Source organism: Microbacterium sp. AC026 (assembly GCF_979258475.1).
Genome location: NZ_OZ409857.1, coordinates 172,087 through 185,139, shown reverse-complemented (window position 1 = coordinate 185,139; position 13,053 = coordinate 172,087). Strand labels below are relative to the sequence as shown.

General features: G+C 68.3%; 15 protein-coding genes and 1 pseudogene. 10 read left to right on the top strand and 6 right to left on the bottom strand.

What is annotated here, in order from left to right; translation table 11 throughout:
* Positions 1-7 precede the first annotated feature (7 nt).
* Positions 8-1,192, bottom strand: a complete 1,185-nt coding sequence (gene glgA / locus ACZZ93_RS00955; RefSeq protein ID WP_295101054.1) for a glycogen synthase — start codon at positions 1,190-1,192, stop codon at positions 8-10.
* A gap of 69 nt (positions 1,193-1,261) precedes the next feature.
* On the opposite strand from glgA, the gene glgC reads away from it, so the two are divergent.
* The 3 genes and pseudogenes from glgC (at position 1,262) to ACZZ93_RS00940 (ending at position 3,930) form a co-directional block, all read left to right on the top strand.
* A complete protein-coding gene (gene glgC / locus ACZZ93_RS00950; protein WP_053096406.1) occupies positions 1,262-2,503 on the top strand; it encodes a glucose-1-phosphate adenylyltransferase in 1,242 nt (413 codons plus the stop codon).
* Between the two features lie 61 nt (positions 2,504-2,564).
* A pseudogene (gene serB / locus ACZZ93_RS00945) lies at positions 2,565-3,199 on the top strand (phosphoserine phosphatase SerB).
* 32 nt (positions 3,200-3,231) lie between these two features.
* On the top strand, positions 3,232-3,930 hold the full coding sequence (locus ACZZ93_RS00940; protein ID WP_463510295.1) for an alpha/beta fold hydrolase: 699 nt from the start codon (positions 3,232-3,234) through the stop codon (positions 3,928-3,930).
* Positions 3,931-3,951: 21 nt separating this feature from the next.
* On the opposite strand, the gene ACZZ93_RS00935 is transcribed toward ACZZ93_RS00940, so the two are convergent.
* Entirely contained in the window at positions 3,952-4,659 is a 708-nt protein-coding gene (locus ACZZ93_RS00935; RefSeq protein WP_053096412.1) for a beta-ketoacyl-ACP reductase, read from the bottom strand.
* A 349-nt stretch (positions 4,660-5,008) separates the two neighbouring features.
* Here ACZZ93_RS00935 and ACZZ93_RS00930 point away from each other — a divergent pair, with 349 nt between their 5' ends.
* The 4 genes from ACZZ93_RS00930 to ACZZ93_RS00915 are packed head-to-tail and all read left to right on the top strand — an operon-like array spanning position 5,009 to position 6,827.
* Positions 5,009-5,419 (top strand): DUF4190 domain-containing protein, encoded by a 411-nt coding sequence (locus ACZZ93_RS00930; protein ID WP_463510294.1) that lies wholly within the window; start codon positions 5,009-5,011, stop codon positions 5,417-5,419.
* 51 nt (positions 5,420-5,470) lie between these two features.
* Entirely contained in the window at positions 5,471-5,827 is a 357-nt protein-coding gene (locus ACZZ93_RS00925) for a DUF3099 domain-containing protein (RefSeq protein ID WP_072591374.1), read from the top strand.
* Entirely contained in the window at positions 5,824-6,018 is a 195-nt protein-coding gene (locus ACZZ93_RS00920; protein ID WP_187249736.1) for a hypothetical protein, read from the top strand. The genes ACZZ93_RS00925 and ACZZ93_RS00920 overlap by 4 nt, the downstream gene beginning before the upstream one ends.
* An 8-nt stretch (positions 6,019-6,026) precedes the next feature.
* Entirely contained in the window at positions 6,027-6,827 is an 801-nt protein-coding gene (locus tag ACZZ93_RS00915) for an SURF1 family cytochrome oxidase biogenesis protein (RefSeq protein WP_463510293.1), read from the top strand.
* A 6-nt stretch (positions 6,828-6,833) separates the two neighbouring features.
* Here ACZZ93_RS00915 and ACZZ93_RS00910 read toward each other — a convergent pair whose 3' ends face one another.
* From ACZZ93_RS00910 to ACZZ93_RS00895, 4 genes are read right to left on the bottom strand one after another with little or no spacing between them, the layout of a single operon-like run.
* Positions 6,834-7,601, bottom strand: a complete 768-nt coding sequence (locus tag ACZZ93_RS00910; RefSeq protein ID WP_463510292.1) for a LamG domain-containing protein — start codon at positions 7,599-7,601, stop codon at positions 6,834-6,836.
* On the bottom strand, positions 7,598-8,038 hold the full coding sequence (locus tag ACZZ93_RS00905; RefSeq protein ID WP_463510291.1) for a cupin domain-containing protein: 441 nt from the start codon (positions 8,036-8,038) through the stop codon (positions 7,598-7,600). The genes ACZZ93_RS00910 and ACZZ93_RS00905 overlap by 4 nt, the downstream gene beginning before the upstream one ends.
* Positions 8,035-8,652, bottom strand: coding sequence for a pyridoxamine 5'-phosphate oxidase family protein (locus ACZZ93_RS00900; protein WP_463510290.1), 618 nt, complete (start codon positions 8,650-8,652; stop codon positions 8,035-8,037). The genes ACZZ93_RS00905 and ACZZ93_RS00900 overlap by 4 nt, the downstream gene beginning before the upstream one ends.
* Before the next feature lie 47 nt (positions 8,653-8,699).
* The gene (locus tag ACZZ93_RS00895; RefSeq protein ID WP_053096429.1) at positions 8,700-10,298 is read right to left on the bottom strand and encodes an ABC-F family ATP-binding cassette domain-containing protein; all 1,599 of its coding nucleotides are present in this window, start codon (positions 10,296-10,298) and stop codon (positions 8,700-8,702) included.
* Between the two features lie 197 nt (positions 10,299-10,495).
* Between ACZZ93_RS00895 and ACZZ93_RS00890 the strand changes: the two genes are divergently transcribed.
* The 3 genes from ACZZ93_RS00890 to ACZZ93_RS00880 are packed head-to-tail and all read left to right on the top strand — an operon-like array spanning position 10,496 to position 13,052.
* A complete protein-coding gene (locus ACZZ93_RS00890) occupies positions 10,496-11,116 on the top strand; it encodes a DedA family protein (protein ID WP_463510289.1) in 621 nt (206 codons plus the stop codon).
* Between the two features lie 5 nt (positions 11,117-11,121).
* Positions 11,122-12,387, top strand: a complete 1,266-nt coding sequence (locus tag ACZZ93_RS00885) for a sensor histidine kinase (protein WP_463510288.1) — start codon at positions 11,122-11,124, stop codon at positions 12,385-12,387.
* Positions 12,384-13,052, top strand: a complete 669-nt coding sequence (locus tag ACZZ93_RS00880; protein WP_053096436.1) for a response regulator — start codon at positions 12,384-12,386, stop codon at positions 13,050-13,052. The genes ACZZ93_RS00885 and ACZZ93_RS00880 overlap by 4 nt, the downstream gene beginning before the upstream one ends.
* Position 13,053: the final 1 nt, after the last annotated feature.

The window sequence follows — 13,053 nt, the reverse complement described above, 5'->3', positions numbered from 1 at the left end:
TATCGGCTCAGGCGGTCAGCTCCGCGTACAGCGCGCGCGTGGTGTCGGCGATCGCGCCCCAGCTGAACTCGTCGCGAGCCCGCTCCCGGCCGGCCGCGCCGTAGGCACGGGCTCGCTCGGGATCGGACGTCACCTCGGTGAGCACGTCAGCGAGGTCGGCGACGTAGCGCTCCGGATCGACCGGCGTCCCCGTGCCGTCCTGGAGCTGCTCGATCGGCACCAGGCGGCCGGTGACCCCGTCGTCGACGACTTCGGGGATGCCGCCGGTCGCCGTGCCGACGACGGCAGCGCCGCAGGCCATGGCCTCGAGGTTCACGATTCCCAGCGGCTCGTAGACGGACGGGCACACGAATGTCGTCGCCGCGGTGAGGATGGCCGACAGCTCGTCGCGCGGCAGCATCCGATCGATCCAGACGACGCCCTCGCGGGTCTGCTGGAGAAGTCGTACGCCCTCCTGCACCTCCGCCATGATCTCGGGGGTGTCCGGCGCGCCGGCGCAGAGGATGAGCTGGACCTCCGGGGGCAGCAGACGAGCGGCCTGAAGGAGGTACGGCAGGCCCTTCTGCCGGGTGATCCGGCCGACGAACACGACGGACGGCCTGGTCGGATCCATACCGACCGACTCGAGGAACGCCGGGTTCTGCACCGGCCGCCAGCGATCCACGTCGATGCCGTTGTGGATCACGCGCACCCGGGTCGGGTCGACCGACGGGTAGCTCCGCAGGATGTCCTCGCGCATGCCGGCGCTGACCGCGATCACCGCCGCCGCGTTCTCGTACGCGAGCTTCTCGATTCCGCTCGACACCGCGTATCCCCCGCCGAGCTGCTCGGCCTTCCACGGGCGGAGCGGTTCCAGGCTGTGCGCGGTGAGGACGTGCGGGATGCCGTGAAGCTGCGAGGCGATGTGCCCGGCGAAGTTCGCGTACCAGGTGTGACTGTGCACGAGATCGGCGTCCGAGATCGCCGCGACGATCTCGAGGTCCGTCCCGAGCGTCTGCAGCGCGGGGTTCGCGGAGGCCAGTCCTGCAGGTGTCCGGTAGGCGAAAGTTCCCGCCTCGTCACGAGGAGCTCCGAAGGCTCTGACCTGTACATCGATATTCTGCCGCAGGGCCGTGACGAGCTCGGCGACGTGCACACCGGCACCTCCGTAGATCTCCGGCGGGTATTCCTTCGTGATCATCTCGACGCGCATGTCTAGACGGTAGTGACTCAGTTGTCCAGATGCTAGTTAGCCGAGCCGAATCGCATCTATGGTTGGTGCATGTCCGCACCAAAGAAGATCTTCGGCATCATCCTCGCCGGCGGCGAGGGAAAGCGTCTCATGCCCCTCACGGCCGATCGGGCCAAACCTGCAGTGCCTTTCGGCGGACAGTACCGATTGATCGATTTCGCGATCTCGAACCTCATCAACTCGGGTCTGCGCCAGATCGTCGTGCTCACGCAGTACAAGTCGCACAGTCTCGATCGCCACATCTCGCAGACGTGGCGCATGTCGGCTCTCCTCGACTCGTACGTGACCTCGGTGCCCGCGCAGCAGCGTCTCGGAAAGCGCTGGTTCTCGGGCTCGGCCGATGCGATCCTGCAGAGCCTGAACCTCATCAACGACGAGAAGCCCGACATCGTCGTCGTGATCGGCGCCGACCACGTCTACCGCATGGACTTCCGACAGATGCTCGACGCCCACATCGAGTCCGGCGCGAAGGCCACCGTCGCGGGCATCCGCCAACCGCTCGCCATGGCGTCCCAGTTCGGGGTCATCGACGCCGACACCGAGTCCGGCCGCATCAAGCAGTTCCTCGAGAAGCCGACCGACATCGCCGGCCTCGAGGACTCGCCGCACGAAGTGCTCGCCTCGATGGGCAACTACATCTTCGACGCGGATGCGCTGATCGCCGCGGTCGAGGCAGACGGCGAGTCGCCGACCTCCGGGCATGACATGGGCGGCGACATCGTGCCGTATTTCGTCGATCGGGGCGAGGCCGGCTACTACGACATGAAGCGGAACGACGTCCCCGGCTCATCGCCGCGCGACCGCTCGTACTGGCGCGACGTGGGTACGATCGACTCCTTCTTCGACGCGCACATGGACCTGATCTCCACGCTTCCGATCTTCAACCTCTACAACATGGAGTGGCCGATCCATTCGCAGGCCGTGAACTCGCCGCCCGCGAAGTTCGTGCGCGACTCCGTCGGGCGCATCGGCAATGCGATCGACTCGATCGTGTCGCTCGGATCCGTGCTCTCGGGCACTCATCTCGAGCGCAGCGTCGTGGGTCCGTGGACACTCGCCGGAGGAGGATCCACCATCACCGACTCCGTCGTCTTCGACGGTGTGCGGGTGGGAGCGGGATCGAGAGTCCATCGAGCCATCCTCGACAAGAACGTGGTCCTGGCGGACGGTGCGACCGTCGGCGTCGACCGCGAGCGAGATCTGGCTCGCGGGTTCACCGTGACCGAGTCCGGCATCACCGTGGTGGGCAAGGGCCTGTTCATCGAGAGGTGACGGTGTCGCCGCGATACGCGGCTGCACAGCGGGCCGTTCTGCTGTCGATAGGCTCGAAGGCGTGACTGCCGCGCGTTTCCTCGTCGTCCTCGATGCCGATTCCACCCTCATCCGCAACGAGGTGATCGAACTGATCGCCGATGAGGTCGGGCGGGGCCCCGAGGTGCAGGCGGCCACGGAGGCCGCGATGCGCGGCGAGATCGACTTCGCCACGAGCCTGCGCTCCCGCGTCGCTGCGCTCGAAGGCGTGCCGGTGTCGGGTTTCGCGCGCGTGCTGGCGCGCATAGAGCCGACCCCTGGGGTGCGCGAGCTCACTGCGGCCGTCCATGAGCGCGGCGGTGTCGTGGGAGTCGTGTCCGGGGGTTCCACGAGATCCTCGACGACGTCGCGCCCGGGCTCGGCGTCGACCGGTGGCGCGCCAACCGCCTCGAGATCGTGGACGGCGCCCTGGCCGGCCGCGTCGATGGCGAGATCGTGGATGCCGCGGTGAAGGCCGCCTCACTGCAGCAATGGGCCGACGAGCTCGGGGTCCCCCGTCACGCCACCATCGCGATCGGAGACGGAGCCAACGACCTGCAGATGATGGCCGTCGCCGGTCTCGGACTGGCGTTCAATGCGAAGCCTGCCGTACGCGCGGCGGCGAGTCTCGTGATCGGCCCGCAGGACCTCTCCGACGTCATCGCGCTGCTGCCCTAGCGGATGTCCGAGGCCCCGTCTAGCGTCGGGGCATGGACATCATCCTCATCCCCGGTCTCTGGCTCGACGCGTCCAGTTGGAGCGAGGTGACCGCCGACCTCGAACGCGCGGGGCACTCGGTGCATCCCCTGACGATGCCCGGCGTCGGTCTCCCCGCCGCCGCTTCCTCCGACATCGGAATCGCCGAGTGGGTCGATGCCGCCGTGGCCGCGGTCGACGACATCGGGGCACCCGTGGCCGTCGTCGGTCACAGCGGCGGCGGCAACGTCGCCTGGGGCGTCGCCGACGCACGGCCCGACCTCGTCTCGCGGGTCGTCTTCGTCGACACGGTGCCGCCGCCCTCCGGGTTCGGCATCAGCGAGTTCGAGGTCGTCGACGGCGTCGTCCCCTTCCCCGGGTGGGACTACTTCCCCGCCGAAGACGTCGACGACCTCGACGACTCGACCCGCGCCCGCACCGGTCCGCTGGCTCGGAGCGTTCCCGCGCGGGTGCCCACCGATCCGATCGAGCTGCGCTCGGAGCAGCGCCACGGGGTACCCGTGACACTGCTGATGGGCGCGATGGATCAGGAGACTCTCGAGTCGGAGCTCGCGCAGTGGGGCCCGTACGCGGATGAATTCCGAGCGATCGGCGATGCCGAGGTCATCCGCATCGGCTCAGGTCACTGGCCGCAGTTCTCGGTTCCGGGCCGCTTGGCCGAGCTCATCGACGCGGCGGTCTCCCGTCGGTGACGACAGGGCGTCGGTCTCGGCTCAGTGCCCCATCCCGAGGCCGCCGTCGACGGGGATGACCGCGCCCGAGATGTAGCCGGCGTCGTCGCCCGCGAGCCAGGTGACCACACCCGCGACCTCGTCAGGAGTGGCGAAGCGTCCGGCGGGAATGTTCGCCTTGTACTGCTTCTGAGTCTCCTCGGGCAGCTCTGCGGTCATGTCGGTCTCGATGAAGCCCGGCGCGACGACGTTCGCGGTGATGCCGCGTCCGCCGAGTTCGCGGGTCAGCGATCGCGCGAAGCCCACGAGTGCACTTTTCGATGCGGAGTAGTTCACCTGCCCCGCCGAGCCGTACAGGCCCACGACGCTCGAGATGAGGATGACGCGTCCGAAACGAGCCCGCAGCATGCCCTTGGACGCGCGCTTGACGACACGGAACGTTCCGCCGAGGTTGGTGGCGACGACGCTGTCGAAATCGTCCTCGCTCATGCGAAGGAGGAGAGTGTCCTTGGTGATCCCGGCGTTGGCGACCACGATCTCCACCGGCCCGAGCTGCTGCTCGACCTCGGTGAATGCCGCGTCGAGAGCCGCAGCGTCCGTGACGTCCGCGCGGACCGTCAACGTGCCGTCGGGGCCTTCCCCGCTCCGCGCCGTCACTGCGACGCGGTATCCGTCACGGACGAATCGCTCTGCGATGGCGCGGCCGATGCCGCGGTTGCCGCCGGTGACGAGGACGACGCGAGAACTCATTTCCACTCCTGATCTGGCCGCTGGGGTCGGGGCCTGGTCGTCCTCGATCCTACCGAGGATGCCGCCGTCCGACCGGCGTCGTTTGACAGACGGACGCCGCGACTGGAACGCTGAACCCGACGAAAGGCGCCACCGTGAGCGACAACAGCATCCCCACCCCTTCGGGCGGACCGCAGCCGACTCCCCGCCGCCCGCAGCGTCGGCACCACTCGCACAGCCTTACCAGGCAGCTTCTCCGGCGGCGCAGCCGCCGTCGTACCCGACTGCCCCTCCGGCGTCGCCCACCCAGGCGTACCCGGGCGCCGCGCCTTCCTTCGCGCCGAGCCAGCCTGTCCACGGCGGCGGATCGATGCACCCCTACGGCTCAGCGCCTGCAGCGTCGCCCTACCCGACGTCCGCTCCCGGCCAACCCGCCACCGGATACCCGAACTACGCGGCACCGAACTACACGGCACCGAACTATCCCGCACCTCGCCCGGCGAGCGGACTCGCGGTCACGTCGCTGATCTGCGGAATCGCCGGAGTCGTGCTCTTCTGGGCCGTGGTGCCTCTGCTCGCCTCGATCGTCGCCGTGATCACCGGCCACATGGCGCTCCGGCAGACGAAGGCGAACCCCTCGATCGGCGGACGCGGCATGGCCTTCGCCGGCCTCATCATGGGGTACATCATGGTCGCGGTGCTCGTCATCGGCATCGTCATGACGGTCATCGGGTTCCTGTTCTTCGGCGCCTTCACTCTGCCCTTCCTCTTCTCGACCTGAGCGGCAGACGGGCGCGCCGTGGTGCCCGCACCGGCGTAGGCTGGACTCATCGTGAAGAGCAAGCCACTGGTCCCTGCTGTCACCTCGCTTCCGCAGTCGCCGAAAGACGAGGCGGACCACCGCGTGCGCCGATACGCGCTCACCATGACGATCCGCATCGTCTGCTTCGCGCTGATGATGTTCGTGCAGCCCTACGGCTGGTACACATGGGTCTTCGCGCTCGCGGCCGCGCTCCTTCCCTACATCGCGGTGGTGTTCGCGAACGCAGGAAGCGACAGCACCGAGACGACGGCGGAATCTCCCGTGCAGCAGCTGGAGGCACCTGCCCCGGCCCCGACGCTTCCAGTCGAACAGGATCCGCCGCCTCACGTCATCACCATCCACGAAAGCCGCCAGGATCGCGAGTGAGTGGACTGGAGTGCTCGCGTGCCGGATGCCGGAGCGCGGCGACCACGCAGGTGGTGTGGCGCAATCCGCGTATCCATGCCGCCGACCGTGAGAAGATCTGGCTCGCGTGCGACGAGCATGTCTCGTTCCTCCACGACTACCTGGCGGCCAGAGACTTCCCCGTGACAGTGAGAGATGGTGTGCCCTCGTGAGTGCCCGGATGGGTCGATGGACCGTGTACGTGCTGATCGCGATCGGCTTCGCGGTCGGGTGCGCCTTCCTGTCGAATTGGCAGTTCGAGCGCAACGAGACGAGATCCGAGCAGATCGCTCTCGTCGAGAAGAACTATGACGCGGATCCCGTCCCGCTGTCCGACCTCATCGGCGCCGACGGAGCGCTCGAGCCCGGCGACGTCTGGCATCCCGTCGTCCTGAACGGCGAGTACATCGCCGATGACCAGCTCCTCGTGCGCAATCGGCCCCATGGCGGCACGAGTGCGTTCGAGGTTCTGGTGCCGTTCCGCGATGTCGACGGACGTGTGTTCATCGTCGACCGCGGATGGGTGCCGCCCGGCGACGGTGATTCCCCGGATGCCGTTCCTGCGCCTCCGAGCGGAGAGGTCGAGGTCACCGTGCGTCTGCGTCCCGGAGAGCAGCTGCCGGCCTCGGGACGCGGCGCTCCCGAGGGCCAGGTGCCGACGATCAACCTCCCCTCGATCGCCGAGCTGGTCGACGGAGACGTGATCACGAGCGCGTACGGGCAGATCGTGAGCGAGGAACCGGCGGGCGAAGGCACCCTGGGCCGCTTCGACTCCCCCACCGACGACCCCGGCCCGCATCTGTCGTATGCGATCCAGTGGATCCTGTTCGCGCTGATGGGCTTCGTGTTCATCGGCTACATCATCCGCACCGAGATCGTGAAGCACCGCGAAGAGGTGGAGGGGATGCCGGCACCCGTCAAGAAGTCCCGGCGCCGTGACAGCGATGCCGACGTCGAGGACGAGCTCCTCGACGCTCGCTGAGGCGCGTCAGCCCCAGGCCCGCACGTCCACGACGAGGGCGGACTTGGGGTAGCGGCCCGAGGGCGTCCCGATCTCGAAGAGATCGATGAGGAGCATCAGCGGATAGTCGGGCGACTGCGGGATCCGCCGCAGCACCCTCCCCTCGCAGCCGATCACCGTCTCGCCGTCACCCCAGACGACTGTCCAGGTGTGCTGCTCACTCGCGTCGAACGGGAGCACCACCTCGGCCATGTCGGTCTGCAGACGCGGATCACCGTGCGCCTTGATGCCGGTCCGCGCTCGAGTCGTATTCGAGACCGCATCCGCGTCGATCTCGAAGATGCAGATCTCGCCGGCATCCCTCTCCGAGAGGTGTTCGATCCCGACGAGCCAGGCGGCGAGCATGCATCCTTCGTCGGTGCTCGCGGCGACGGTCACATCGATGCGTCCGCGGGCGGGAGCGAACAGCAAGTGCAGAGGCGTCTCCGTTCGCACCTCCAGACCGTCCGGACGATGTCGGTGCGTGCCGCGCGCCGACCCGACGGATCCGGAGAACACCGCGGTCTGCACATTCGACACACGGAGCGGGGCATCCTCCTTCCGCCAATCGAGCTGATCGCTGTCGATACGCAGGCGCAGCCCCGCGTCGACGATCTCATATCGCGCCGCCGACCTCTCGGGAACCGTCCAATGCGGGAGGTAGTGGGCGACCCACTTCTCGTCGTCGAGCCCCGTCGAGAAGTCGTCGGCGAAGCTCGGGACCCCTGACGGCGGAGGCGGGAGAACCTCGCTCATCGTTCAGTCGGACCAGGGCAGCGGCCGGTCAGGCAGGCGCGCGCTGTCATCGGGAAGATGCGGCAGCTCCTGGCCTCCGGCCCGGATGCACAGCCAGCGGAACTCCCCGCACTGCCAGGGTGAGACCGCCAGGTGCGGGCGACCCCCTGACCAACTCGGATCACGGTGCCGGGGCCGACCTCGACGATCTCGTCGTCGAGACCCATCTGCCCGCGCCCCTCGAGGAAGACGTAGAGCTCCTCGATGCGTGAATGAACGTGCCAGTACCCCGCCTCCTCACCCGGAGCGAGGGCGTTCGCGGTGAGTCCGATGAACTGCATCGTCAGCTCGTGGTCGACGACGCGGCGACCGTCGCGGGAGCGCGCGGCATCGAAGCCGCCGTGGTGCTCACGCCACTCGTCCAGCGCACCGATCTCGATGACCTGGAAGTCGCTCATGCGCGAGCCTCCTCCTCGATGCGGTCAGCGGCGCGACCGGAGAGCGCCCGGCTCCAGCCATCCGCGGATGCCTCGTACACGAGACGGGTGTGGTTCCGATCGGTCTCCCCCTGCCAGAACTCGATGCGGCTCGGGACGATGCGCCAGAGCATCCAGTCCCCGTCGGCGATGCCGGCCTGTGCGGCCGCCGAGCGAGCGGCGAGGTCGGCGGCGCTCTCCTCGGGCGTCGCCTCCTCCACGCGGCCGCGCACGCGGACTGCACGGACCTGCGGCTGCCACCAGAAGTTCAGGGCCGCTGCCGGCACTGCGCCGAGCTGCGCCCCCTTACGGGACGACCGCGTGCTCGCGAAGGCCCACCCTCGTTCGTCGATCCTCTTCAGGATGAGCGTGCGCGCATCGGGGATCCCGTCCGCGTCGACCGTCGCCAGCGTCACCGTGTGCGGTTCCGCCACCCCGGCTGCGGCGGCGGCGCGCAACCACTCGGCGAACAGGACCGCCGGGTCATCCGGCAGGTCGCGGATGTTCCAGTCCGGAGCGACGCCGGTGAGAGCGTGGCGTCCTCTGAGCCAGTCGTTGAGCGGATCGAGGGCGAGGTCGGAGTCGTCATGGGTCACCCTGTCGACTATGCCACTCCCGTCGGACGTGGCCCACCCCGGACGCGTTACGCGAGCTCGATGAGGTCCTGGTACTCCTGGCTCCAGAGGTCCTCGACACCGTCGGGAAGGATCAGCACGCGCTCCGGGTTGAGCGACTGCACCGCACCGGGGTCGTGCGAGACGAGGACCACTGCACCCTCGTAGTGCGCGAGAGCGCCGAGGATCTCCTCGCGAGACGCGGGATCGAGGTTGTTGGTGGGCTCATCGAGCAGCAGCAGGTTGGCGGAGGAGACCACGAGGGTCGCCAGCGAGAGACGCGTCTTCTCGCCGCCCGAGAGAACCCCGGCGGGCTTGAGCACATCGTCGCCGGTGAAGAGGAAGGATCCAAGCACCTTGCGCGCTTCCATCTCGGTGATGTGCGGAGCGGCCGAGACCATGTTCTCGAGCACCGAGCGGTTCACGTCGAGGTTCTCGTGCTCCTGCGCGTAATAACCGACCTTGAGCCCGTGGCCCGGCTCGAGCTGGCCCGTGTCCGGCTCGTCCACTCCGGCGAGCATCCTCAGCAGCGTGGTCTTGCCCGCACCGTTGAGTCCGAGCACGACGACCTTCGATCCGCGGTCGATCGCGAGGTCGACATCCGTGAAGATCTCGAGCGATCCGTACGACTTCGACAGCCCCGTCGCCATCATCGGGGTCTTGCCGCAGGCGGCGGGTTTGGGGAAGCGGAGCTTCGCCACCCGGTCTTCCTGGCGGACCTCGTCGAGACCCGCGAGGAGCTTCTCGGCGCGCGCGATCATCTGGTGAGCGGCAGCGGCCTTCGACGCCTTCGCACCGAAACGGGCCGCCTGCTGCTGCAGCGTGGTGGCCTTCTTCTCGGCGTTGGCTCGCTCCTTCTTGCGGCGCTCCTCGTCGGCCACCCGCTGGCGCAGGTAGTTCTTCCAGTTCATGTTGTAGGTGTCGATGATCTGGCGGTTCGCGTCGAGGTAGAAGACGCGGTTGACGGTCTCGCCGACGAGCTCGACGTCGTGGCTGATCACGATCAGCCCGCCCTTGTAGTTCTTGAGGAACTCGCGCAGCCACACGACGCTGTCGGCGTCGAGGTGGTTGGTCGGCTCGTCGAGGATCATCGTCTCCGCATCCGAGAACAGGATGCGCGCGAGCTCGATGCGACGACGCTGTCCGCCCGAGAGCGTCGAGAGCGGCTGATCGAGGATGCGGTCGGGCAGCGAGAGGTTGTTGGCGATGGATGCCGCCTCGGCTTCTGCGGCGTATCCGCCCTGTGCCTCGAACTGCTCGGTGAGGCGCGCATAGCGCTTCATCGCCTTCTCGGCCACGGCGGGGTCTTCCGAGCCCATGGCCAGCGAGGCCTCGGTCATGCCGAGATTCAGCTGTCCGAGTCCGCGGGCATCGAGGATCCTCGTGCGCGCCAGATCCTCCGGGTTGCCCGAACGGGGATCCTGGGGCAGGTAGCCGAGCTCTCCGGAGCGCGTCACCGTGCCCCCGGAGGGAAGGACGTCGCCGGCGAGCACCTTGGTGAGCGTGGTCTTGCCTGCACCGTTGCGGCCGACGAGACCGATCTTGTCTCCGTCGCTCACACGGAACGACACGTTCTCCATCAGGAGGCGTGCGCCCACGCGGATCTCGAGTTCGTGCACGGCAAGCACAGGCGGGATGTCCGTTCTTTCAAGGGGGTTCAGGCCGAGGGGCCAAACTCCCAGTATAGATCGCTCGGCTGGGTGTTCAGTCGACGTACGGATCGTGGTGCAGTCGTCGGCCTGTGCACAGATCTACCTCTGCGGGTGGATGCGATCGATACCTCAGGGTGATGCCCTGCGTGCCCTCCGCTTTCTAGCCTGCTCAGGTGGACGTCATCAACGAGCTCATCCTGCAGACCGTCGCCTCCCCCTGGCTGTATGCCGTGCTGCTCGCGGTGACGATCATCGACGGCTTCTTCCCGCCTGTTCCGAGTGAGACCGTGCTCGTGGCGGCAGCCGCCGTGCTGGCATCCTCAGGAGAGCCATGGGCGCTGATCCCGCTCGGGCTCGTCGCCGCCGTCGGCGCGACCATCGGCGACAACATCGCATTCGTGCTCGGTCGTCGACTCGGCACGACCCGCTGGGCGTGGATGCGTCGACCGCGGATCGCCTCGGCCTTCGCCCACGCGGAACGCGCCCTCGACCAGCGCAGTGCGGCTCTGATCCTCGGCGCTCGATACATCCCTGTCGGCCGTGTCGCTGTGAACATGTCGGCGGGCGCGCTGCGATTCCCCTGGACGCGTTTCCTTCCCCTGAGCGTCGCGGCCGGTCTCAGCTGGAGCGCGCTGAGCCTGGCGATCGGGCTGCTCGCCGGATCATGGATCGAAGATCAGCCCCTCGCCAGCGCCGGGATCGGCATCGGGGTCGCTCTCATCATCGGACTGGTCATCGACCGCGTCACGGCTGCCCGGCGTCGACGCGCCCCCATCTCGCAACTGGCAGGATGACACTCATGGCACGTCGCCTGCCCCGCACACCCCGCACACCGCGGACTCCCCGCATCAGCCGTCGAACGGCCGCGCTCGCCGCGCTCGCCGTGGCGAGCCTGGCGCTCTTCGCGGTGCTCGTGTCGCTGCAGACCGTGCTGTACGGCACCGCGTTGCCGCTGACGTTCATCCTCGGCGCCGCACTCTGCTCGGCACCGCTGCTCTCCCTGCGGTATCCGCGGTGGGCGATCGCGATGTTCTGCTCTGCGGCGTTCACGCTCCCGCTGCTGGTCGTGCCCGATCAGGCGACCGAGGCGCCGTGGCCGTGGTCGGTGCCCGCGCTCGTCACCTTCGTCCTCTTCGTGGGCGTCGTGACCTTCGTCCACGGCGCGCGCCTGGGCGTCGTCCCGCTCGGCGTCGGCGCGCTGCTCTCCCTCACGGCCCCGCTGCTGCGCCCCGAGATCGTCGCCACTCCGGCGACGGCAGGCAGCGCCACGGCAGATCTCATCGTGACGACTTCTGTGGCCGCAGCCGTGTTCCTGGTCGCCATACTGGTCGCAGGACGCGTGAGGGTATCTGCCGAGCTCACGAAGGAACGGGAGCATTCAGCCCTCGAAGAGTCCCGCCGCGCGCTCGTCGAGGAGCGCACCCGTATCGCTCGCGAACTGCACGACGTCATCGCCCACAGCATGTCGGTCATCCAGGTGCAGGCGTCCACTGCTCGATACCGACTGCCCGAGATCGGCGACGCGGCGACGTCGGAGTTCGAGAGCATCGCGGCCACAGCGCGGGGATCGCTCACCGAGATGCGGCGGATGCTGGGCGTGCTGCGCACCGAGGACCAGGCGGCCGAGCTGGCGCCGCAGCAGAGCATCGACGACATCCCGGCCCTCGTCGACACGATCCGGCGCGCCGGCGTGACGGTGGGGCTCGAGATGACGGGCGCGTTCACCGACGCCCCGCAGGCCGTGCAGATCGCCGCCTTCCGCATCGCGCAGGAGGCGCTCAGCAACGCGGTACGGCACGCGTCCGGCGCCGCCGTCACGGTGCGCCTGCAGGCGGATCTCCACGCCATCGGCATCCGCGTCCGCAACGGCCGCGCCACCACCCCACCGGCTCACCCCAGCGGAGGCTATGGACTTCGCGGCATGCGTGAGCGCGTCGAACTGCTCGGCGGGTCCTTCGCCGCCGGCCCCACCACCGAGGGCGGGTGGGAGGTCATCGCCTCCCTCCCGCTGCACGAGCGTCCATCGAGCGAGACCACCGCTCCGATTAACCAGGAGAACCCGTGACGATCAGCGTCCTCATCGCCGACGACCAGGCGATGGTGCGCGCCGGATTCGCCGCTCTGCTCGATGCGCACGAGGGAATCCGTGTCGCGGGCCAGGCGGCCGACGGAGCCGAAGCCATCACCCTCGCTGCCCGCCTCGATCCGGACGTCATCCTGATGGACGTGCGGATGCCGCAGGTCGACGGCATCGAGGCCACTCGGCGCATCCTCGGACCCGCCTACCCTGCGGCTCATGTGCCGAGGATCCTCATGCTCACGACCTTCGACATCGACGACTACGTCTACGACGCGCTCGAGGCCGGCGCGAGCGGATTCCTGTTGAAGGACGCTCTTCCCGAGGAGCTCGTGCACGCCGTGCGCGTCGTCGCCGGCGGCGATGCCCTGCTCGCCCCCAGTGTGACGCGGCGCATGATCGAGCAGTTCGCCGGACGTCGGCCCCGCACCGCGAAGGCGGCGACCTCGCTCGCGGACCTGACCGATCGGGAGCGGGAGGTGCTGGTGCTCATCGGTCGCGGACGGTCGAACAGCGAGATCGCGTCCGACCTCTTCATCGCCGAGCAGACCGTGAAGACGCATGTCGGCAAGGTGCTCGCCAAGCTCCGACTCCGCGACCGCGTGCACGCCGTGATCCTCGCCTACGACACGGGTCTCGTCGAGCCCTCCTGAG